Origin of the sequence: Sphingopyxis sp. (genome assembly GCF_040216815.1) — a bacterium.
Classification (GTDB): domain Bacteria; phylum Pseudomonadota; class Alphaproteobacteria; order Sphingomonadales; family Sphingomonadaceae; genus Sphingopyxis.
In genome coordinates, this window is the sequence record NZ_JAVJOJ010000004.1 from 99,558 (window position 1) to 120,403 (window position 20,846).

The 20,846-nt window shown below is 61.2% G+C and carries 18 protein-coding genes and 1 tRNA gene; 14 read left to right on the top strand and 5 right to left on the bottom strand.

Translation table 11 applies throughout. The features are described 5' to 3' along the window. Positions 1 to 48: 48 nt before the first annotated feature. From RIA72_RS04300 to uvrB, 5 genes are all read right to left on the bottom strand, one after another. On the bottom strand, positions 49 to 285 hold the full coding sequence (locus RIA72_RS04300; RefSeq protein WP_350031138.1) for a hypothetical protein: 237 nt from the start codon (positions 283 to 285) through the stop codon (positions 49 to 51). Positions 286 to 296: 11 nt separating this feature from the next. Then, positions 297 to 521: a type II toxin-antitoxin system HicB family antitoxin gene (locus RIA72_RS04305; protein ID WP_350031139.1), complete on the bottom strand. Its 225-nt coding sequence runs from the start codon at positions 519 to 521 to the stop codon at positions 297 to 299. Next, a complete protein-coding gene (locus RIA72_RS04310; protein ID WP_350031140.1) occupies positions 518 to 772 on the bottom strand; it encodes a type II toxin-antitoxin system HicA family toxin in 255 nt (84 codons plus the stop codon). Before RIA72_RS04310 ends, RIA72_RS04305 begins: the two co-directional genes overlap by 4 nt. Continuing rightward, positions 772 to 1,173, bottom strand: coding sequence for a hypothetical protein (locus tag RIA72_RS04315; protein ID WP_350031141.1), 402 nt, complete (start codon positions 1,171 to 1,173; stop codon positions 772 to 774). The genes RIA72_RS04310 and RIA72_RS04315 overlap by 1 nt, the downstream gene beginning before the upstream one ends. Positions 1,174 to 1,271: 98 nt before the next feature. Continuing rightward, positions 1,272 to 3,458 carry an excinuclease ABC subunit UvrB gene (gene uvrB, locus RIA72_RS04320; RefSeq protein WP_350031142.1) on the bottom strand — a complete coding sequence of 729 codons (2,187 nt, stop codon included), beginning with the start codon at positions 3,456 to 3,458 and terminating at the stop codon, positions 1,272 to 1,274. Positions 3,459 to 3,545: 87 nt separating this feature from the next. On the opposite strand from uvrB, the gene RIA72_RS04325 reads away from it, so the two are divergent. From RIA72_RS04325 to RIA72_RS04390, 14 genes are all read left to right on the top strand, one after another. Beyond that, positions 3,546 to 4,058, top strand: coding sequence for a DUF3617 domain-containing protein (locus RIA72_RS04325; protein ID WP_350031143.1), 513 nt, complete (start codon positions 3,546 to 3,548; stop codon positions 4,056 to 4,058). A gap of 535 nt (positions 4,059 to 4,593) precedes the next feature. Continuing rightward, a complete protein-coding gene (locus RIA72_RS04330) occupies positions 4,594 to 6,318 on the top strand; it encodes a tetratricopeptide repeat protein (protein WP_350031144.1) in 1,725 nt (574 codons plus the stop codon). A gap of 236 nt (positions 6,319 to 6,554) precedes the next feature. Then, complete coding sequence (locus RIA72_RS04335) at positions 6,555 to 6,791, top strand: acyl carrier protein (protein WP_003039428.1); 237 nt, start codon at positions 6,555 to 6,557, stop codon at positions 6,789 to 6,791. Between the two features lie 272 nt (positions 6,792 to 7,063). After that, complete coding sequence (fabF, locus tag RIA72_RS04340) at positions 7,064 to 8,326, top strand: beta-ketoacyl-ACP synthase II (RefSeq protein ID WP_350031145.1); 1,263 nt, start codon at positions 7,064 to 7,066, stop codon at positions 8,324 to 8,326. Between the two features lie 233 nt (positions 8,327 to 8,559). Beyond that, positions 8,560 to 9,552, top strand: coding sequence for an endolytic transglycosylase MltG (gene mltG / locus RIA72_RS04345; protein WP_350031146.1), 993 nt, complete (start codon positions 8,560 to 8,562; stop codon positions 9,550 to 9,552). 58 nt (positions 9,553 to 9,610) lie between these two features. Continuing rightward, positions 9,611 to 10,366, top strand: coding sequence for an alpha/beta fold hydrolase (locus RIA72_RS04350; RefSeq protein WP_350031147.1), 756 nt, complete (start codon positions 9,611 to 9,613; stop codon positions 10,364 to 10,366). Positions 10,367 to 10,577: 211 nt separating this feature from the next. Then, entirely contained in the window at positions 10,578 to 11,063 is a 486-nt protein-coding gene (locus RIA72_RS04355) for a 2'-5' RNA ligase family protein (RefSeq protein ID WP_350031681.1), read from the top strand. Between the two features lie 60 nt (positions 11,064 to 11,123). Beyond that, positions 11,124 to 11,200, top strand: a tRNA-Met gene (locus tag RIA72_RS04360). A gap of 190 nt (positions 11,201 to 11,390) precedes the next feature. Further along, complete coding sequence (locus RIA72_RS04365) at positions 11,391 to 12,716, top strand: tyrosine-type recombinase/integrase (protein ID WP_081095415.1); 1,326 nt, start codon at positions 11,391 to 11,393, stop codon at positions 12,714 to 12,716. Positions 12,717 to 13,154: 438 nt separating this feature from the next. Continuing rightward, positions 13,155 to 15,764: a TonB-dependent receptor gene (locus RIA72_RS04370; protein WP_223181513.1), complete on the top strand. Its 2,610-nt coding sequence runs from the start codon at positions 13,155 to 13,157 to the stop codon at positions 15,762 to 15,764. Between the two features lie 86 nt (positions 15,765 to 15,850). After that, positions 15,851 to 15,994, top strand: coding sequence for a hypothetical protein (locus RIA72_RS04375; RefSeq protein WP_168196078.1), 144 nt, complete (start codon positions 15,851 to 15,853; stop codon positions 15,992 to 15,994). Position 15,995: 1 nt separating this feature from the next. Beyond that, on the top strand, positions 15,996 to 17,420 hold the full coding sequence (locus tag RIA72_RS04380) for an aldehyde dehydrogenase family protein (RefSeq protein WP_157228455.1): 1,425 nt from the start codon (positions 15,996 to 15,998) through the stop codon (positions 17,418 to 17,420). A gap of 76 nt (positions 17,421 to 17,496) precedes the next feature. Further along, entirely contained in the window at positions 17,497 to 19,131 is a 1,635-nt protein-coding gene (locus RIA72_RS04385; protein WP_350031148.1) for a GMC family oxidoreductase, read from the top strand. A 129-nt stretch (positions 19,132 to 19,260) separates the two neighbouring features. Next, entirely contained in the window at positions 19,261 to 20,805 is a 1,545-nt protein-coding gene (locus RIA72_RS04390; protein ID WP_026108915.1) for a class I adenylate-forming enzyme family protein, read from the top strand. Positions 20,806 to 20,846 lie beyond the last annotated feature (41 nt).

Below are 20,846 nucleotides of genomic sequence, written 5' to 3' on the forward strand. Positions count from 1 at the left end.
AGATCCCGGCCTTCGCCGGGATGACGATTCGAGCGAAATAATTGCGCTCTATTTCCGAAGCAGGCGCGGGTCGCGTTTGCCGAACCAGTATTTTCCGTCCTTCGGTGCCGACCATGGATTGATCGCATCCCAGCGCTTGCCCGAAAAATTCAAGTCCTCCGGGTTCGTCTCAAGCGCCTGCTTGACCCTGTGCCGCAACACGCGCGCAGCCTTCGCTTTCCACTCGGCGTCGGATTGTGCGGTGGTATGCCCGGTTATGGGTGTTTTTCGGCGCGAGCGAGACATGGCGGCATCGCTTATCGCGCCGCGTAAATCGCGGGGCGGTAACGGGGTTCGGGGATGGGGAAACCCTTTTCCCGTGCGACCTCAAGCCAGCCCTCGATCGCGTCCTGGATATTGGAGACGGCCTGCTCGCGCGTGTCGCCGTGCGCCGAACAAGGGCGCAGATCGGGAACGTCGGCGATCCAGCATTTATCCTCGCCGGACCAGAACAGGTTGATGTGGTAATGAGGCTCGTTCACTCGTCGATATATAGGCCATAGGTCTCGATGAGTTCAAGCAGTTCGCGGACCTGGTAGCGCTTGGCGTCTTTGGCTTCGGGCTGGACCGGGAAGGCGCGCGGGACTTTCGGGTGGACATATTGCCTATGGCTGCCTGTCGTGCGCGCCCACTCGAAGCCAAAGGCGCGCAGGAGTCGCTCGAAATCGCGGAAACTGACGGTGCGGTTCGTCGATTGGAGCAGCAGGGCGTAAAGTTTTTCGGGTTTGACCATTAACCGTGCGCCGCCAAAATCCAAGCATGGCCGTTCTTTCTCAGAATGCCTTTTTGCCGCATTCTCGACAGGATCGGACTGAAACTGCCTTGGGCAATATCCCGTCCAAAATCGCGCTTGATTCGATCGAGAAGCTCTTGAATTGTAGCGCCATTCGGGAAAGCTCCCTGAAAGGCTGCAATCGCGAGATCTTCATACTTCATCCGCTTAAAGCGATCCTGAATGTCATCAACGGCGACATCCGGCACGCTATGCTGGCTCGAATTAATCGCGTTACGGGCAGCAACAATTTCAGCCAGTTCCCGCTCAAGCGGCTCGATCTGCTTCTTACGAACGTCGTCTAACGATCGCCGAACTTCACGTTCGCGCGCATCGAGTATTTCTCTGATTCCTTGCGCCATGCCTTGTCGTAAGAGGTGAAGCCGTAGAACGCAAGAGTTTTGTCTAGGGTGTCCTTAGACAGAAAGGTCGTTGTAGACGGAACGGCGTTCTCGTGTCGTCACCGCCCCCACTTCGTCTTGCTCTGCTTCCCGAACCGCCCCTTGCGCGTGCCCGGCTTGCCCTCGTTGCTGCGCCCCACGCGCGGCGCGACCTGTTGGTCGGGCGGCAGGCCCAGTTCGTCGGCTTCGAGCTTGCGGATTTCGTCGCGGAGGCGGCCGGCTTCCTCGAACTCGAGGTCGGCCGCGGCGTCGCGCATCTTCTTTTCGAGCTCGGCGATATAGGCGCGCAGGTTGTGGCCGACCATATGCGCGGGCTTGTCATCGCCGATGTCGATCGTCACGCCGTCCTTCGATGCGACATGCGCGATGATGTCGCCGATGTTGCGTTTGATCGTCTGCGGCGTGATGCCATGTTCGGCGTTATAGGCCTGCTGTTTTTCGCGGCGGCGGTCGGTTTCGCGCAGCGCGCGCTCCATGCTGCCGGTGATGCGGTCGGCGTAGAGGATGACGCGGCCGTCGACGTTGCGCGCGGCGCGGCCGATGGTCTGGACGAGGCTCGTTTCGCTGCGCAAAAAGCCTTCCTTGTCGGCGTCGAGGATCGCGACGAGCCCGCATTCGGGAATGTCGAGCCCTTCGCGGAGCAGGTTGATCCCGACGAGGACGTCGAACACGCCGAGCCGCAGGTCGCGGATAATCTCGATGCGTTCGAGCGTTTCGACGTCCGAGTGCATGTAACGGACCTTCAGCCCTGCTTCGTGGAGGAACTCGGTGAGATCCTCGGCCATGCGCTTGGTGAGCGTCGTGACGAGCGTGCGGTAGCCCGCGGCGGCGGTCTTCTTGGCCTCGGCGATCAGGTCGTCGACCTGTTCCTCGACGGGCTTGATCTCGACCGGCGGGTCGATGAGGCCGGTCGGGCGGATCACCTGTTCGGCGAAGACGCCCTGTGTGCGCTCCATCTCCCATGTGCCGGGGGTCGCCGACACGCTGACCGTTTGCGGGCGCATCAAATCCCATTCGGCGAAGCGCAAGGGCCGGTTGTCGATGCACGAGGGCAGGCGGAAGCCATATTCGGCGAGGGTGATCTTGCGGCGATGGTCGCCCTTCGACATCGCGCCGATCTGCGGGATTGTCTGATGGCTTTCGTCGACGAAGAGCAAGGCATTGTCGGGCAGATATTCGAACAGGGTCGGCGGCGGCTCGCCGGGGAGGCGGCCGGTCAGGAAGCGGCTGTAATTCTCGATGCCCGCGCAGCTTCCCGTCGCGGCGATCATCTCAAGATCGAAATTGGTGCGCTGTTCGAGCCGCTGCGCTTCGAGCAGCCGGCCTTCGGCTTCGAGTTCCTTGAGCCGCTCGGCGAGTTCGTGGCGGATCGCCTCGGTCGCTTGCTTCAGCGTCGGGCCGGGGGTGACATAGTGGCTGTTGGCATAGATGCGGACGGAGTTGAGGCTCGCGATCTTCTTGCCCGTCAGCGGGTCGAACTCGGTGATCTCCTCAATCTCGTCGCCGAAGAAGCTGACGCGCCACGCCATATCCTCATAGTGAGAGGGGAAGATCTCGAGGCTGTCGCCGCGGACACGGAAATTGCCGCGCGCGAAGGCGGCGTCGTTGCGCTTGTACTGGAGCGCGACGAGCTTTCGGATGATCTCGCGGCTGTCGGCGACCTGACCTTTCTTGAGGTCGAAGATCATCGCCGAATAGGTCTCGACCGACCCGATGCCATAGAGGCATGACACCGACGCGACGATGATCACGTCGTCGCGTTCGAGCAGCGCGCGCGTCGCCGAATGGCGCATCCGGTCGATCGCTTCGTTTACCGAGCTTTCCTTCTCGATGTACGTGTCCGATCGCGGCACATAGGCCTCGGGCTGGTAATAGTCATAATAGCTGACGAAATATTCGACCGCATTGTCCGGGAAAAAGCTCTTGAACTCGCCATAGAGCTGCGCCGCGAGAATCTTGTTGGGAGCGAGAATCAGCGCGGGACGCTGCAACGTCTCGATCACCTTGGCCATGGTGAAGGTCTTGCCCGATCCGGTGACACCGAGCAGCACCTGATCGCGTTCGCCCGCCAACGCGGTTTCGACCAGTTCCTTGATCGCCGTCGGCTGATCGCCGGCGGGCGCATAATCGCTGACCAGTTCGAATCTTTTTCCGCCCTCGACCTTGTCGGGGCGGGCGGGGCGGTGCGGGACATAGCCCTCGGCGGTGTCGATTTCGTCGAGCGAGGTGCGAATCTGGATTGCCATTGTCACCAATATGGTATCGATGAAGCGGGTCCACAATCGCAATGAGTCAGCCAGAGAGCGGGCAGCGGCAAGTCACAGGAGACACGTATGAAGAAATTGATCACGATTGCGGCCCTCGGCACGCTTCTCGCGGTGACGGGTTGCGGCAAGACTGAAAATGCCAGCGGTCCCGTGAAGCGCGAGGCGGGCAATTGGAAGACCGAGGTGAAGCTGGTGAAGTTCGAAGTTCCGGGCATGCCGCCCGAAATGAAGGATGGCATGGCCAAGATGGTCGAAGGCGCAAGCGGCATGGACCAGTGTTTCACGCAGGAACAGGTCGACAAGGAAGATATTGCGGCCGAGCTCGCGAAGGGACCGGGTAACGGCGGCGAATGCACCTGGTCGAAAAAGGAGGTCACGGGCGGCAAGATCGACGTTGCAGGCACCTGCACCGCCAACGGTCAGACCGTCGACATGGCGATGAACGGCACGATGGAAGCGAAAAAGTCCGACGTGACGATCACGACCAAGGGCAAGGTGCCGACCGGCGGCGACATGGAAATGGTGATGCAGATGGTGAGCACGCACACCGGCCCGTGCAAGGCGCCCGCGGCGACCTGACGCGGCATAGCCTTCTTCGCTCAATGAAGGGGGCGTCGCTGGCAAGCGGCGCCCCTTTGTCGTTGAGGCCCTGATCGCGCGGTTCCGATGCCATCGCGACGGGTCTTGCGCCGGATTCCGGATTGTTGGAGCGTAGGGGGGAGTCGACTTGCCGGGCGGAGAACAGGTGGGGCTGTCGAGCCGCCCGGCGAAGTCTTGAAATGAAGCCTGAGGGAGTTCGAAGGGTGCCAGGGACCAGCTCGCACCATTCGCCTCGGGCTTCACACCGCATCGACAGAAGAGCGAAGCGGCCATGGGAAGAATGACAGAATTCCCGTTTCGGGGCAGTTACAAGGGGTCACACGCCGTCGTGTCGCCATTTGATAACTCTTTCTTAACCCGTTTTGACCTTTTTCGGTCGCAGATTGGCGTGGGCTTTGACTTCTGATAGGATGAAAGGCCGCCTTGTTACCGTTACGAAGGCGTAACAATGGGTGGTCGTGCCGAACGATTGGCGTATCTACCGCTGCGCCCGAGGCGGGCATTCGAGGGTAGCATGGACCAAGCGAAAGCGAACGAAACCGACCCCGGCGAGGTCGAAAGAATTATCGCCGAGGAAATGCAGCGGCTGCTCGATTCGCCGATGTTCACGCGCTCGCCGGTGCTCTCGCGATTGCTGCAATTCCTCGTTGAACACCGCCTGCGCGGCGGTCGCAGCGCCCCCAAGGCCTATGCGATTGCCACCGAGGCGCTGGGACGCAGCGAAGATTTTGACCCCGCGGTCGACAGCTATCCGCGCGTCATGGTCGGACGGCTGCGCAGCCTGCTCGATCGTTATTATGCTGAGACTGCCTGGGTCCATCGGCTGCGCGTTCCGCAAGGCAGCTATGAAGTTGTCGTCCAGTATCGCTCAGCGCCGCCGACTGCGCGCGCGCCAGAGGATGTCGATGACGTCAAGGCCGCACCCGCGCCAGTTGACGCAGACGCGGCGCCGCCCCCGGATCGTCGCCGGTTTGGCCGTTGGGTGGTGGCGCTGGTTCTCGTCGCGCTTTCGCTGCTTGCGCTCTGGACCCTTGGCGGCGAAACGCGCGGACTGTTCGCACGTGACCCGGTCCCCATACCGCTGTTGGAGATCAGCGAGCCGGACTCGGGGGATATGGCCCAGTCGCGTGCGCTTGCCCGCGCGCTCGACGGCAAGCTGCGCGACGGATTGCGGCGATTCGAGCTGGTCGACCTGTTGAGTGCGCGCGCCGAAGGCGGCGCTGCGCCGCGTATCGGCGACTATCGCCTCGATACCTCGCTCGTTCGCACCGCGGACGGGTCTGTCGACGTGACGCTGGTGCTCAACCGCGTCGCCGATCAGCGTGCCATCTGGTCGCAGCAGATACGGTTCGATCATCTCGACACGCCCGGATTCACCAAGGTCGAACCATTGGTCGCGCAGATTGCGGGCGATTATGGCGTGATCGTGCGCGATCAGATTCGGCGCCAGCCTGACAATTATGCCGCCGGCTATCCGTGTCTTGCCCAGTTCAACCGGATGCGCCAGATGCGCGATCCGGCAACGGTAAAGCTGGTCGACGATTGCCTCCGCGCAACGATCAAGCTCGATCCGCGGGATTCCACTGCGCTCGCCGCCCTGTCGCTTGTGCGCTTCGCCGACTGGCAGCCTGCGCGCGCAACGCCCGCGGGCCGCGAAGCCTTTGCGGAGGGGCGGTCGCTTGCCCTGCGCGCCTATCGGGAAAGCCCCAATTCGTCGGCGGGCCAATTTGCGATGGCGCGCGCCCATTTTTATGCCGGCGATTGCGCGGCAGGTATCGCGATGGGTGATACGGCAGCGGCGAACAATCCGTTCGACGCCGACATGGCGGGCTTTCTTGGCCTGTTCAAGCTGTCGTGCGGCCGCGCGGAGGAAGGGGAGGCGCAGGTGCGTCGTTCGCTGGCGCTCGATTCCTCCTACCCCGGCGTTCCCGCGGTGACGCTGGCGTTCATTGTGTCGCAGCGCGGCGAGCAGGCGGAGGCGCAGGCGATCCTCGACAAGATGCCTTCGCCCAGCAACCTGGAGCCGCAATATATGATGGTGCGGGCGATCGTGCTGGCACGGCAGGGCGAGACCGATGCGGCGCGCGCGCTGTGGCGGCGTCTGCTCGACCATACCCGCCAGCCCGTGGGCACGCCGCCCGAACGTGTGCTTGGCCGGTTCATGATCACGCCCGCGGTGATCATGCGGGCGTCGGCGGCGCTGCGCGAATCCGGCGTGGTCGGGCCCGCTGCGGGCTGAGTTTCGCGCGAACCGATGATTCGCCGCGCCCGGCCTTGAACGCCGAAAGAGCGGTGCCTATTTGCGGCGGCGGGCGCCAGAGGGACGGAAAGGGTGCGCGCCAGCGTTTCAGAGAGTGCGAACAGGGACGACAGGCGCTTCTCCGCGCCGCCCGTGCCAGCCCTCTTGCCAGCCCCGCCGACGGGCACTAGGGCAATTCCCAACATTCACGACCAGGTCAGAAAAAGGAACTGTGCATGAGCGATTCGGCCGAAAAGGTTAAAAAGATCGTCGTCGAACATCTGGGTGTCGAAGCCGACAAGGTCACCGAGGAAGCGAGCTTCATCGACGATCTGGGCGCCGACAGCCTCGACATCGTCGAACTGGTGATGGCGTTCGAAGAAGAATTCGGCGTCGAAATCCCCGACGACGCGGCGGAAAAGATCGCCACCGTCAAGGACGCGATCGACTATATCGAAGCGAACAAGGGCTAACGCTCTGCAATCCGGCGCGGCCGGATGCGGCGGCGACGCCGCCCAAGCGTTTCCGGCTTCCCGGTCCTCAGCGCTCGCGCGCAACGACCGGGAAGCTTTTTTTATGGATATGGTCTGGCACAGCGCTACATCCGTCATCCCGGCGAAGGCCGGGATCTCGCCGGGTCGGTGGCCACCGGTCGCGAGGGCGAGACCCCGGCCTTCGCCGGGGTGACGATGCAAATTGTATGAAGCGGCACCCTGTGGGAGCAGGGCCGATGAAAGGAATGATTATGCGCCGGGTTGTGGTGACGGGATTGGGTTTGGTGACGCCGCTGGGCGGCGATGTCGAAACCAGCTGGAAAAATCTGATCGCGGGCAAGTCGGGCGCCGGCACGATCACCCGGTTCGACGCATCGGACCAGAAATGCACGATTGCGTGCGAGGTCAAGGGGCCCGATCACGAATATGGCTTCGACCCCATGAAGCGGGTCGATCACAAGGTGCAGCGCCAGGTCGATCCTTTCATCATCTATGGGATCGACGCCGCGGGGCAGGCGCTTGAGGACGCCGGGCTCACCGACCTGACCGAAGAGCAAAAGGTGCGCGCGGGCTGCTCGATCGGCTCGGGCATTGGCGGCCTGCCGGGGATCGAGAGCGAAAGCCTGCTGCTCGCAGAAAAGGGGCCGGGCCGCGTCAGCCCGCACTTCGTCCACGGCCGCCTCATCAACCTCATTTCGGGTCAGGTCAGCATCAAATATGGCCTGAAAGGCCCTAACCACGCGGTCGTTACCGCTTGCTCGACCGGCGCGCATTCGATCGGCGACGCGGCGCGGATGATCCGCGACGACGATGCCGACATCATGCTCGCGGGCGGCGCCGAGGCGACGATCTGTCCGATCGGCATTGCGGGTTTCGCGCAGGCGCGCGCGCTCAACATGAGCTATAACGACCGCCCTCAGCAGGCGAGCCGCCCGTATGACAAGGACCGCGACGGCTTTGTGATGGGCGAAGGCGCGGGCGTCGTCGTGCTCGAGGAATATGAACATGCCAAGGCGCGCGGCGCGAAAATCTATGCCGAGGTCGTCGGTTACGGCCTGTCGGGCGACGCCTATCATGTCACCGCGCCCGATCCCGAAATGGACGGTGCGTTCCGCTCGATGAGCGCGGCGCTCAAAAAGGCGGGCATGACTCCCGCCGACATCGACTATATCAACGCGCACGGCACCTCGACGATGGCCGACACGATCGAACTTGGTGCGGTGAAGCGGCTGTTCGGTGATGCGATGGGCAATGTTTCGATGAGCTCGACCAAGTCGGCGATCGGCCATCTGCTCGGCGGCGCGGGTGCGGTCGAGACGATCTTCTGCATCCTCGCGATCCGCGATCAGGTCGTGCCCCCGACGCTCAACCTCGACAATCCCGACGAGGGAACCGAGGGCGCCGACCTGGTCCCGAAGGTTGCGAAGAAGCGCAAGGTGCGCGCGGCGCTCAACAACAGCTTCGGTTTTGGCGGCACCAACGCGAGTTTGATTGTGAAAGCGGTCGAAGACTGATTTTCAAATCCTCCCTGCGGCGAAGCCGTGGGGAGGGGGGCCACCGCGAAGCGGTGGTGGAGGGGCCGCGACGGTGGCGCCATTGCCCCTCCGTCAACGGCTGCGCCGCTGCCACCTCCTCATGGCCTTCGGCCACAAGGCGGATGAAAAGCCTCTTTCCTCCATTGGCTTGCCATGCTCTATCACCCTGTCGCCCGGCCCCGGTTTAAGGCGGCGAAGGAGATAGTTCGGACATGCGCATCCGCATTTTTGTCTCCTGGAAACCGCGCATTGGAGAGTTTAGGGTGCATCCGTTCCGCTGGCTGACGATCACGATCCTGGCATTGGTTCTCGCCGCCTGCTCGCCCGGCGCGCCGAAGGATGCCGAGGTCGTCATTCCGCAGGGTGCGAGTATCGCACGCGCGGGCGAAATTCTTGAGGAAGCGGGGCTCGTCTCAGCGTCGAGCTTTCGCAATCAGGCGCGTTTCTTCGGCTCGTACGATCCGATCAAGCCCGGCGAGTATAAGATCGAAAAGGGGATGGACGCCGGCGACATTCTGGCGCTGTTCCAGTCGGGCAAGACGATCCAGCGGCTCGTGATGATTCCCGAAGGCATGCCGTCGATCATGGTGTGGGAACGGCTGATGGCCGAAAAGCGGCTCAAGGGTGAAATTCCCGTGCCGGCCGAGGGCAGCATCCTGCCCGATTCCTATGCATTCACCACGGGCGAAACGCGAGCGGCGGTGGTAAAACGGATGCAGGCGGCGATGGACAAGGTGTTCGCTGAATTGTGGGCGAAGCGGAAGCCGCGCACCGCGGTCAAGAACCGCAACGAAGCGCTGACGCTGGCCTCGATTGTCGAAAAGGAAACGGCCGTTCCCGCCGAACGCCGCACCGTTGCGGGCGTTTATACCAACCGGCTCGCGGTGGGAATGCGGCTGCAGGCCGACCCGACGATCATCTACCCCGTCACCAAGGGCAAACCGATCGGCCGCCGGATCTTGCGCTCCGAAATTCAGGCGGTGAATGATTACAACACCTATGCGATGGCGGGACTGCCAAAGGGCCCGATCGCCAATCCGGGCAAGGCATCGATCGCCGCCGTACTCGACCCCGAGCCGAACGACTATCTCTTCTTCGTCGCCAAGGGCGACGGCAGCCATATCTTCGCGCGCACGCTGGCCGAGCATAATGCCAACGTCCAGAAATGGTATGCGCTCCGCCGCGAGCGGGGGGAGATGGAGTAAAACACCAAACCGTCGTCATCCCGGCCTTTGCCAGGATGACGAAATGGAGCGATACAGGATGACCGCCAAGCTGTTCCTCCATGGCGTGCCCGACAGCCCGGCTATCTGGCGCCCTCTGATCGCCGCGCTCGATCTGGGCGACGTGCCGGTTGCCGTTCCCGCATTGCCTGGCTTTACCGCGCCGCTTCCCGCCGGTTTCGCCGCAACGAAGGAGGCCTATGCCGACTGGGCGGTGGGGCAGGCCGAAACGCTGTTCGCGGCGCACGGCCCGGTCGACATTATCGGCCACGACTGGGGCGCGCTGATCGCGCAGCGCGTCGCGATGCTGCGGCCCGACCTCATTCGCAGCTGGGCGATTTCGAACGCGGTGATCGAGCCCGAATATCGCGGCCACCGGATCGCGCGCATATGGAACACCCCCGTGCTCGGCGAGATTTTCATGGCGCTGAGCAGCGCTGACAAGCTGGCCGAAGGGCTGGCGGCGCAGGGGATGCCAGCGAACATCGCGGCGGAAGAGGCCGAACAGTGGAAGAACAAGGACAAGCGCCGCGCGATCCTGAAACTCTATCGTTCGGCAAAGGGGCTCAGCTTCGCACATGACTGGGCGCGCGATATTCCCAAGCTTCCGGCCGCGGGCATACTCGTCTGGGGTGCCGACGATCCCTATGTCGAGCTGGCGGTCGCACGGCGCTATGCCGCCGCGAACGCGACGCCGATGACGGTGATCGACGGGGCAGGGCATTGGGCGATCGCCGAGCGGCCAGATGAGGCCTCCGCGGCGCTGCGCCGCTTCTGGGGCGCAATCGAAAGCTGATCGAGTCCGGCGATCAATCTGACATATTTAATCGATTGGATCGCCCGGCGGGGATCGGGCATTGGCGGATGATCGGGAAAGGACGTTCCCCATGGGCGACGGTACCAGCGGCACGACGCGGCCTCTCCCTGCCGATCCCGACCATGGCGTCCCGGACACCCCCCCTCCCGTCCGGCGCGCTGGCCCCGCGCCCATCGTCGTCACCGCCACGATGGGCGCGGCAGACCAGCGGCATTTCGATGCGTTGCGCCGCGCGTATTTTCCGCCCCACCGCAATCGACTCTCTGCGCATATCACGCTGTTCCATCAACTGCCGCCATCTGCGCTGGACGAGCTTCGCCGGCTGATCGGCCGGATCGTTGCCGACACGCCGCCGCCCGCGGCCACGCTGCGCGAGGTGTATTCCTTGGGGCGGGGCGTTGCCTTTCGCGTCGACAGCCGCGAGCTCATCGCTATCCGCACACGCATCGCCGACCATTTTGCCGGAATGTTCACCGCGCAGGACCGCGGCGTGCCGCGGCTCCACATCACCATACAGAATAAGGTCGCGCCGGCCGCGGCACGCGCGCTACTCGCCGAACTCGCGCCCGGCTTTCTTCCCCGTCCGCTCGCGATTGCGGGACTTGCGGCGCATCACTATCGCGGCGGGCCGTGGGAACCGGCGTTCGCCCACAGTTTTCGAGGCGGACGCAGATGATATTGACCGACGCTGCGAGCCTGCCTATAGGCGCTGCTCGCCCAAGCGGCGACCCCTTGGGGCGGAGTAGCTCAGCAGGTTAGAGCAGCGGAATCATAATCCGCGTGTCGGGGGTTCGAGTCCCTCCTCCGCTACCAACCCGGATTGTCCACCAGTGACCCACTGAGGCCACTGGCAGACATTTTTCGAGGAAAATCAAATATTTTTCGCGTCCCGTTGCGTACGCCGGCGTCCCGGTGCGACCGGCTGCGGCCACCCACGGCGATTTGGATTGGGGGTATTTTGGGGGTATTTTTCGGCTGTCCCCAAAACAGGCGATACCCCCAGATGGCTTTGAAAGAACTTGAGGTCAAATACGCCACCAAGCGGCAGCGCCCCTACAAGCTGTCCGATGGAGAAGGCCTGCACCTGCTCGTCCAGCCGAACGGATCGAAGCTCTGGCGCCTGAAATACCGCTTCGACGGCAAGGAAAAACTGCTGAGCTTCGGCAAATATCCGACCGTCACGCTGGCGATCGCCCGCGAGAAGCGGACCGAAGCCAAGCGGCTGCTCGATCAGGGTGAGGACCCCGCCGAGGCCAGGAAGCGGGCGAAGAAGCAGAGGGCCGCGCTCAAGCTGTTCGAAGAGATTGCGCGGGCCTGGCACGCCAATCGTATTGAAGGGCTGGACTCGGCCCATGCCCTGCGCGTCATCAACCGGATGGAGCGCGACGTCTTTCCGGTCATCGGGAAGCGTCCGATCACGGAAATCGACCCGCCCGAGATTCTCGAGATGATCCGCGCGGTCGAAGCGCGCGGCGCCCTCGATATCGCCCGTCGCCTCAAGCAGAACGTCAGCCAGATCTATCGCTTCGCGATCGCGAGCGGCTGGGCGACCATCGATCCGACGCTCGGCCTCAACGATGCGCTCAAGCCCAAGCCGCCCGTCAGGCACATGGCGCGCGTGCCGCTCGCGGAGTTTCCGAAGCTGGTGCGAGCGATCTTCGCCTATGACGGCGAGGACACGCCGCGCCGCCGCGAGATCACCCGTGACGCGCTGCTGTTCACCTTGCTCACATGGGTCCGAACCAGCGAAACCCGCTTCGCGGCCAGGGACGAGTTCGAGGATCTCTATGGACCGAACCCGCTATGGCGTCTGTCGCCGGAGCGCATGAAGATGGAACGTGAGCATCTTGTTCCGCTGTCCCGCCAGGCCGCAATGATCGTTCAGCGCCGCTTGCAGGCGACGAACGATGCGTTCCTCTTTCCCGGAGCCAAGCCTGGAAAGTCTATTTCCGAGAACACCATGATCTATGCCTGTTATCGGATGGGGTATCTCCATCGGCAGACGGTACATGGGTTTAGGGGGCTCGGCTCGACCTGGGCGAACGAAGCCGAACGCTACAAGCCGGATTGGATCGAGATGGCGCTCGCTCACGAGGACGAGGATGAGGTGCGCGGCGCTTACAACAGTGCGCTCTATCTCACACCGCGAAGGCGGATGCTCCAAGACTGGGCCGACGTGATCGACGCGGCAACCGCAGTGTCGAATGTCGAGAAGAATCCTATCGAGTTCTCACAATTCATGCGCTGTTCCGCTCCCATCCAGCACCTGCCACCAAGCGACCAGAGACAGCCGTATTGGCAACGCCCCCTTCGGGCGGCTTCGCGATGAGCCTCAAAAGTCAGAACCGCCGATTTAGAGGCGCGGTTTTCTGCCATAGTTGTTAGAAATATCAGCTACTTAGATGCATCCGCGAATAGTAGAATGAACTCCAAGAAACCGTATCTCACTACATCTCATCATAGCTGATTCCCCTTGCAACTCGACAAGGGAAACCGCCGGGACCGCCAATTACGCCGATACATCGTCTGGAAGGGCTCGATTGGGGCGAGCAGAACGCGCGCATCCGTCCCGATGGACGCGCTCAGCGTGACTAATTCAATGAAATATATGGGGTTATTTGCGTCGCCACGAAGCGTCAGCGGTGCAGGCTCATCAGTCCTTAATCAATGAGTGGGAGGAATAGTTCGCCAACAAATTGAATTGGACGATGAGCCCCAAGGCGCGGCAAATGGCGCCAAATCAAAAAATGCCGTGGGGAGGACAGTCATGGTCACAGCCTTTAGGACAAATTTGCTTTGTGCCACCGCGCTATCGATCGCGTGTGCGCTTGCAGTGCCGGCACATGCCCAGGACGCTGCATCGCAGGGCGAAAAGCCCGAGGCGCAGGAAGGTGGCCTTGAGACAATCGTCGTCACGGCGCAGAAGCGCGAACAGAATTTGCAGGATGTTCCAGCCGCCGTTTCCGCCATAGGCGGCGAGACGCTGCGCACGCGCGGCATCACGGAGACCTCAGACTTGATGGGCGCGATCCCCAGCCTGCAAGTCACCACTCCCTATGGTCGCACCCAACCGAATTTCTCGCTGCGCGGGATTTCAGTGGCGAACGAATTTTCCGCCTCCACTGCGTCGCCGGTTGGCGTCTATGTCGATGAAGTCTATCAGAGCTTCCGGGCGAGCCATGGCCTGCAACTCTATGACATCGACCGGGTCGAGGTACTGCGCGGACCGCAAGGAACACTCTACGGTCGCAACACCACGGGTGGCGCGATCAGCTTCTTCACGCGCAAGCCGGATCTGGGAGAGGCCAATGGCTATCTGACCGCCGGCTATGCCAATTACGACACTTTCACGGTGCAGGGCGCCGCTGAAGCGACGCTGGTTCCCGACATCTTGGGCGTCCGCGTCGCCGGTACTTTTGCAAAAGGGGATGGTTGGCAGCGCAATGTACTGCCTGGGAATGAGCGCGACCTAGGGACCACCGATACGATCGGCGGTCGCATCTCGATCCGCTTCCGGCCCGATCCCGATCTCGACATCAATTTGAAGCTCTATGCCGCGAAGGACGATCCATGGGGCACCGCGCCCTATGCAGGTGGTCAACTCGCGGGCGGGCAGGATGCGCTCGGCTATTCGCGTTACGATCCGCAACCTTTCCTAGGCGGGCGGTTGCTGCGTGACAATGAGGTCGCAGTTGATCGGGTAGGTAAGAACATCAGCAAGTCGAAAGGGATAGCCCTCAACATCAAATGGGATGTCAGCGACCAATTCTCCGTCACCTCGATTACCGGCTACGACACCGGCGACTATATCAACAATCCTGATGATTGCGATGGCGGCCCAGCCGATCTCTGCTCGATCGGCCTCACGTCGACGAGCAAGAATTTCAACCAGGACCTGCGTTTCAGCTATTCGAACGACCGCCTCGATATCATTGCCGGCCTTTATTATGGCAGGGACAAGGTCAAGACGGTCAACTACCCGGACTTTTTCGGGGCGCTGAGGCCGCTGCTGCTTGGCGCCGGTCTTCCGGGCAGCTACAATAACGCCGCAATCGGAACGCCCGACGCGATCCGCTATATCCCAGCCTTTGCCGCCAATCCGGCGTTGGGGCCTGGCGATGCCGGATTCTGCGACGCGATCGAGATCAATCCCAACGGCTTCCTTGATGCACGCTCGCTGATTGCACTCCAGACCGACATCGCGATCAATAATACGGGCAATGGCGGCATGGGGGGTAGCTTTTCGGCGGGCTGCGCCGGGGCAGGCGCGCCTCCGTTCACCCCGATCCTCGGCGAACAGCGTTTTGACGTGTCGCGCCCCTCGAAGGCGATCTACGGCGACGTAACCTGGAAAGCGACCGAGCGGCTGACCGTGGCGGTGGGTGCACGCTACACCCAGGATAAGGTCAATTACCTTAACGGCAGCACTTTCCTCTATGCGCTCGACGGTACGACGCCGGTTGTCAACCTGATCCCCTACAGCAATCCATACAACCCCAATCTCGCGCCGCTTGAGCAGCGCGAAAAGGCAAACAGGCTAACCGGCCGTATCAATGTCAGCTATGAGTTCGCCGATGATATCATGGGCTATCTCCAGTACAGTCGCGGTTACCGCAGCGGCAGCTTCAACGGGCTTGCCTATCAGGGCGTCAATCAAGTCTATTATATCCAGCCTGAAAAGGTGAATGCATATGAGGCGGGGCTCAAAACCCGGCTGTTCGATCGCCGCGTCCAACTTAACCTCGCGGGCTTCTACTACGAGTATTCGAATCACCAAGTAACGCAGGTGGTCGGCGCTACAACCTTCACGCGCAGCGCCAATGGTCGCCTGTTCGGTGGCGAGGCCGAACTCGCCTGGCAGGTGGCCGATACGTTGCGTTTCGATGCTTCGCTGGGCTATCTCAACAGCAAGTACAAAGGCAATGTGATCGATCCGGCAAACCCGGCCAGCCCGACATTGAACGTCAACGGCAATCCCTTCCCGAACGCGCCGGAGGTTACGTTCCAGGCCGGATTCGACTGGGATATGATCGATGACGGCACCAACAAGCTGACCTTGCGCGGTGATGCGTCCTACATGGGCAAGTACTATTTTGATCCGTTCAAGAATTATGGGCAGACACCGTGCGATACACCCCCAGCGGGATCGAACATAACGCTCGCGGGTAAGGCGATTACATGCGCAAATCCGGGCTACTGGCTCGCCAATGCGCGATTAACCTATGCGCACGACAATATGTCGGTTAGCTTGTGGGCGAAGAATCTGTTCGACAAATATTACTACACCTACGGCCTCAACATCAACGTGTTCGGCTACGATTATCTGAACCGCGGCATGCCGCGCACTTATGGCGTCGAAGCGACAGTCAAGTTCTGATCGCTGCTGCGACGGGGGCGGCGGGCATCCTCTCCCGCCCGCTGCCCCCGATTTTTTCGACCTGACTTTCAGACCGAGGAGCATCCATGATGCGTTCCACCGGCAACGGTCCCTCATTCATCGGCACGGCGTACAGAATCGAGCGCGCTGTGATCACTGAGATCGGCGCAGCTGAAAGCACCGCCCAGGCGAGCAGCGCCGAGCGGCCAGCGCGCCTCCGGACGATTTAACGTGGATGCGTCTCGGAACAGAACTGAGCTGGAACGAATTTTCGCGACCCAACGCGAAGGGACGCGTGAGCAGGTTTCGCGCAGCTACGAAGAACGCATGGACCTGCTCGGGCGCCTTGGCCGGATATTTGAGCAGCACAGAGACGAATTGGTCGATGCCGTTGCCGCCGATTTCGGCATTCGATCCCGCTACGAGACTATCCTGCTCGACCTGATGCTTGGCATATCGGAAATTAAATTTGCGCGCCGCAATCTGAAGACGTGGCTGAGGCCGCGGCGGGTGAAGACTGACATCTTCGGCCTTCCCGGTTCATCGCGCCTGGTCCCCCAGCCCCTAGGTGTGGTGGGCGTTCTCGGCACGTGGAACTATCCGCTCGGCACCATATTCGTTGGCGCGGCCGGTGCATTGGCGGCCGGCAACCGCGTGATCGCAAAGCCGAGCGAAGTTTCCGCCAACGCCGCCGAAGCCAGCGAGCGGCTTGTGCGCCGGTATTTCGCCGAAGAGGAATTCGCGATTGTCCAGGGCGGGCCCGACATGGCACAGGCGATGACGGCCCTACCTTTCGACCATATTCTCTTCACCGGTTCACCCGCGGTTGGCCGCAAAGTCTATGAAGCGGCGGCTGCCAACCTTACACCTGTTACTCTGGAACTTGGCGGCAAATGCCCTGCCATCGTGGGCAAGGGTGCATCGCTTGCACAAGTCTGTGAAAGCTTAGTGTTCGGCAAGCTGCTCAACGCCGGCCAGACCTGCATCGCCGCTGACTATGCCTTCGTCCATGTCGATCAGATGGAAAGCTTCGTCGCCGCACTCCGCGCTCAGGTTGCCAAATGCTACCCCAACGCGGCAAGCAACCCCGATTTCACCAGTATCATCAATGACCGACAGTTCGCGCGGCTCCAAGGTTTGCTCGATGATGCCGAAGCCAAGGGCGCGACGGTGCTCAACCTCTCGGACAACGGCGATGGAACGCTTCCTGAACGGCATCGGATCGTGCCGTTGGCGGTTCTCGACGTTACCGATGACATGGCGATGATGCAGGAGGAGATTTTCGGACCGATCCTGCCGATCATGCCATATCGCTCCGAAGACGAGCTCATTCGCTACGTAAACCGGCATGAGCGCCCGCTGGCGCTCTATTATTTTGGCGACGAAAGTGAGGAACGGCGCAAGATCATTTCCGAAACGCACGCTGGCGGCGTGACTCTCAACGGCACGGTCATGCACGTCTTCCAGCGCCGGCTGCCTTTCGGTGGCATCGGACAGAGCGGCATCGGTGCCTATACCGGCGTCGCCAGTTTCGAGCGCTTCACTCATTACAAGCCGGTGTTCTCTCAGCCGAAACTCAGCCTGCTTGGTCAACTTCTGCCACCCTATTCGAGCAAGACCGAAGGACTACTCAACATCTTCGAAAAGATCCTCTGACGTGGCTGCGGCGGTTGATGCTGGCATGTTGCATGACGCCGGGTCGCCAGCATGGGTCGAATGACAAGGGAAGCAAATGGCTGACTATGTAATTATTGGAGGTGGGTCGTCGGGCGGCGTTATCGCCAGCCGGTTGTCCGAGGACCCCGATGTCACCGTTTGCCTGCTCGAGGCAGGCGGCCCAGGCACCTCGCCGCTTGTGTCCACGCCCGGCGCTTTTGGGGCGCTGATCCAAGACTATCGGATCAATACGCTCAACTGGCGGTTCAACACCGACCCTTCAAAGGCGCTCAACGACCGCCGCCTCTACAATCCGCGCGGGAAGATGCTGGGTGGATCGAGCGGTATGAACGGGATGGTCTATATCCGCGGCGACCGGTCGGATTTCGACCACTGGGCCGAACTCGGCAACGACGGCTGGGGTTACAACGATGTCCTGTCCTATTTCCGCAAGGCTGAGAATAATGAGCGCGGTGAGGATGAGTTTCACGGCTCGTCGGGACCGCTTCACGTATCCAACGGCAAGCGCGAATTCGATGTCTATGATGCTTTCATCGAGGCGGCGACTGGACTGGGCCATCAAGCCAATCCGGACTTCAATGGTGCCAGCCAGGAAGGTGTCGGCATCTATCAGTTTACCGTGAAGGACGGGAAGCGCGCCAGCGTGAAGGCGTGTTACCTTGATCCGGTGATGGGCAGGCGCGGCAACCTCCGCGTCGAAGTACATGCCCGCGTCCATCGTATCAGGTTTGAGGGCAACCGCGCGGTGGCAGTCGAGTATTCCCAGGACGGGCAGTTGAAGACGATCCCGTGCGAAAAGGAAGTCATTGTCAGCGGCGGCGCCTATAATTCGCCCCAACTGTTGATGCTTTCCGGTATCGGACCGCGTGATGAGTTGGAGAAGCATGGAATCGAAGTGATTCATGATATTCCCGGTGTCGGCCAGAATCTTCACGACCATCCTGACCTGATGCTGATCTACCAGTCGAAGAAGCGGCTCGGGATCGCACTCAATGTCGTTGGCGCGCTCAAGACCGTGCGAGACCTATTCCAGTATCTCACGCAAAGGAAAAGCTGGCTGGCATCGCCGCCCACGGCTGCAGGCGGTTTCTTGCGATCCGCGCCGGGGCAGAACCGGGCGGACTGCCAGGTCCATGTCGTGCCGCTCGCCTATCGCGACCATGCGCGCGACTACAAGCTGATGACGAAATGGGGCTATACGATCATTCTCAATATTGGGCGCCCAAAGAGCCGCGGCTGGGTTGCCTTACATGACTCAAACCCCGAATCCGATCCCAAGATGGACCTCAATCTCTTGAGTCATCCCGACGACCTCAAGACGTTGCGCAATGCCTTCCGTGTCGTGCAGGAGATCCTGCATTCGGATCGCATGAAGGCGATGATGAAACGGCCTCTCTATCCTGACCGCTACCTTGAAACTGATGAAGAGATCGACGCCTATATCCGGGCAGAAGCCAATCATGCTTATCATCCGGTGGGAACATGCAAGATGGGCACCGACGAGATGGCGGTGGTCGACAACCGCCTGCGCGTTCACGGCCTCGCAAATATCCGCGTGGCCGATGCCTCGATCATGCCATCAGTCGTCAACGGCAACACCAATGCAACCTGCATCATGATCGGCGAGAAAGCCGCCGACATGATCCGGCACGATAATATGAGCAGCAAGAATAGCATCGCAGAATATTGAATTGGACGATTGGATCAATGCTGCAGACACAGATGCTTACGAAAAGAAGTCCGGAGAGGCCTATCGCATGTCAGTTTATTATGTGTCGACTGCGCCATTGTGGGCGAGCGCCTTAGAGGAGCGCGGCTGATGGACGTCCGTACGCAAATACGTCGCGCCGCACGTTATTTCGCCCAGCAAGAGGCTCTCGTTCACGGCCACAGGCGGTTGACTTTCTCGGAAGCCTGGTTGCGCGGCGTGAAGCTCGCAAATGCTCTTGCGGAGTGCGGCCTTCAACCGGGTGACCGGATTGCTACGCTGGAGAAGAACTCCATCGAGGCCGCCGACATCATACTGGCGGCTGCCATTGGAAACTATACGCGTGTTCCTCTCTATGCGCGCAACCGATGTGAAGCGCACGCCCATATGATCGCGAGTACCGGATCTCGGTTGGCGCTGGTCGATGAGGCATTGGCTTCGGAGTTGGCGGGGCTGGATGCCCAAGCTCCGACGCTTGAGCGGATCATTATCCGCGATCACAACTATGAGAATTGGTTGGCGACAGCCTCGGACCGGGATCCTGATCCCGTCGTCGCGCCGGAGGACTATTGTGTCATCCGCCACACCGGCGGCACGACGGGCAAACCCAAGGGCGTTGCCTATCGGCACCGTTCATGGATGACGATCTCCGCCGCATTTTTCAGCATCGGCCCCCAAGTGGCCCCAGGGGATGCCATTCTGCATGTCGGCCCGTTGTCCCATGCATCGGGCTTCCTGTTCGTGCCGGCCTGGTATTGCGGCGCCCGCAACGTGATGATGGACGGCTTCGATCCAGCGTCCTTTCTTGACACTCTCGAGCAGGAACGGATCAGCCATGCCTTTGTAGCCCCCACCATGCTCAATGCCATAGTGCATCACGACGGGGCATATGGCCGCCACTTTCCGAATTTGAAGTTTCTGCTGAGTGCTTCAGCGCCGATCTCCGAGCCGACGCTTCGCAAGTCGTGCCAGATATTCGGGAATCATGTTCTTCATTCGGGCTATGGACAGACCGAAATCCTGCCCATCGCGTCTATGGGGCCCAACGAGTGGTTCGGCGAATTTGAAGGTTCTGCCCCAATTCGGGCGGTCGGACGTCCCATGAGTGGCGCCGATATCGAAATCCGTAACGAGGACGGAAAGGTGCTGGGACCAAACGAGCCCGGCGAGATCGTCGCACGGTTCGAAAATGGCCAGATGGAGGAATTCTGGAACGATCCGGAGGAAACCGCCCGGCGCATGGAAGATGGCTGGGTCAAAACCGGCGATGTCGGCATGATCGACACAAACGGATTTTTGTATCTGCTCGATCGCAACAACGACATGATCGTGTCAGGCGGCTTCAATATCTATCCCACCGAAATCGAAAACGTAATTGCCGACCATCCCGGTGTACTCGAGGTCGCGGTCTTTGGCGTGCCCCATGAAAAATGGGGTGAAACGCCGCTTGCAATGGTGCGTGTCAAGCCCGGAGCACAAATCACGGAGACCGAGATAATAGATTTGGTGCGCCAGCGTCTGGGCTCCGCAAAAAAGCCAAGCAAGGTCGTTTTTACCGCCGAGCCACTGCCGTTGAGCAATGTCGGAAAGGTGCTTCGTTCAAAGCTTCGAGAGCCCTATTGGGCGGGCCAGGACCGGCGCATTTCGGGGGCATGACCGACGCAGCCATCCTAGCCACATCCTCTATTCCGGTGACC

Coding starts and splice junctions, on each gene's coding strand:
- RIA72_RS04390 (WP_026108915.1), top strand. CDS start 19,261: ATGGACGTCCGTACGCAAATACGTCGCGCCGCACGTTATTTCGCCCAG.
- mltG (WP_350031146.1), top strand. CDS start 8,560: ATGCGCATCCGCATTTTTGTCTCCTGGAAACCGCGCATTGGAGAGTTT.
- RIA72_RS04365 (WP_081095415.1), top strand. CDS start 11,391: ATGGCTTTGAAAGAACTTGAGGTCAAATACGCCACCAAGCGGCAGCGC.
- uvrB (WP_350031142.1), bottom strand. CDS start 3,458: ATGGCAATCCAGATTCGCACCTCGCTCGACGAAATCGACACCGCCGAG.
- RIA72_RS04300 (WP_350031138.1), bottom strand. CDS start 285: ATGTCTCGCTCGCGCCGAAAAACACCCATAACCGGGCATACCACCGCA.
- RIA72_RS04325 (WP_350031143.1), top strand. CDS start 3,546: ATGAAGAAATTGATCACGATTGCGGCCCTCGGCACGCTTCTCGCGGTG.
- RIA72_RS04385 (WP_350031148.1), top strand. CDS start 17,497: ATGGCTGACTATGTAATTATTGGAGGTGGGTCGTCGGGCGGCGTTATC.
- RIA72_RS04350 (WP_350031147.1), top strand. CDS start 9,611: ATGACCGCCAAGCTGTTCCTCCATGGCGTGCCCGACAGCCCGGCTATC.
- RIA72_RS04375 (WP_168196078.1), top strand. CDS start 15,851: ATGATGCGTTCCACCGGCAACGGTCCCTCATTCATCGGCACGGCGTAC.
- fabF (WP_350031145.1), top strand. CDS start 7,064: ATGCGCCGGGTTGTGGTGACGGGATTGGGTTTGGTGACGCCGCTGGGC.
- RIA72_RS04335 (WP_003039428.1), top strand. CDS start 6,555: ATGAGCGATTCGGCCGAAAAGGTTAAAAAGATCGTCGTCGAACATCTG.
- RIA72_RS04370 (WP_223181513.1), top strand. CDS start 13,155: ATGGTCACAGCCTTTAGGACAAATTTGCTTTGTGCCACCGCGCTATCG.
- RIA72_RS04355 (WP_350031681.1), top strand. CDS start 10,578: ATGGGCGCGGCAGACCAGCGGCATTTCGATGCGTTGCGCCGCGCGTAT.
- RIA72_RS04310 (WP_350031140.1), bottom strand. CDS start 772: ATGGTCAAACCCGAAAAACTTTACGCCCTGCTGCTCCAATCGACGAAC.
- RIA72_RS04330 (WP_350031144.1), top strand. CDS start 4,594: ATGGACCAAGCGAAAGCGAACGAAACCGACCCCGGCGAGGTCGAAAGA.
- RIA72_RS04315 (WP_350031141.1), bottom strand. CDS start 1,173: ATGGCGCAAGGAATCAGAGAAATACTCGATGCGCGCGAACGTGAAGTT.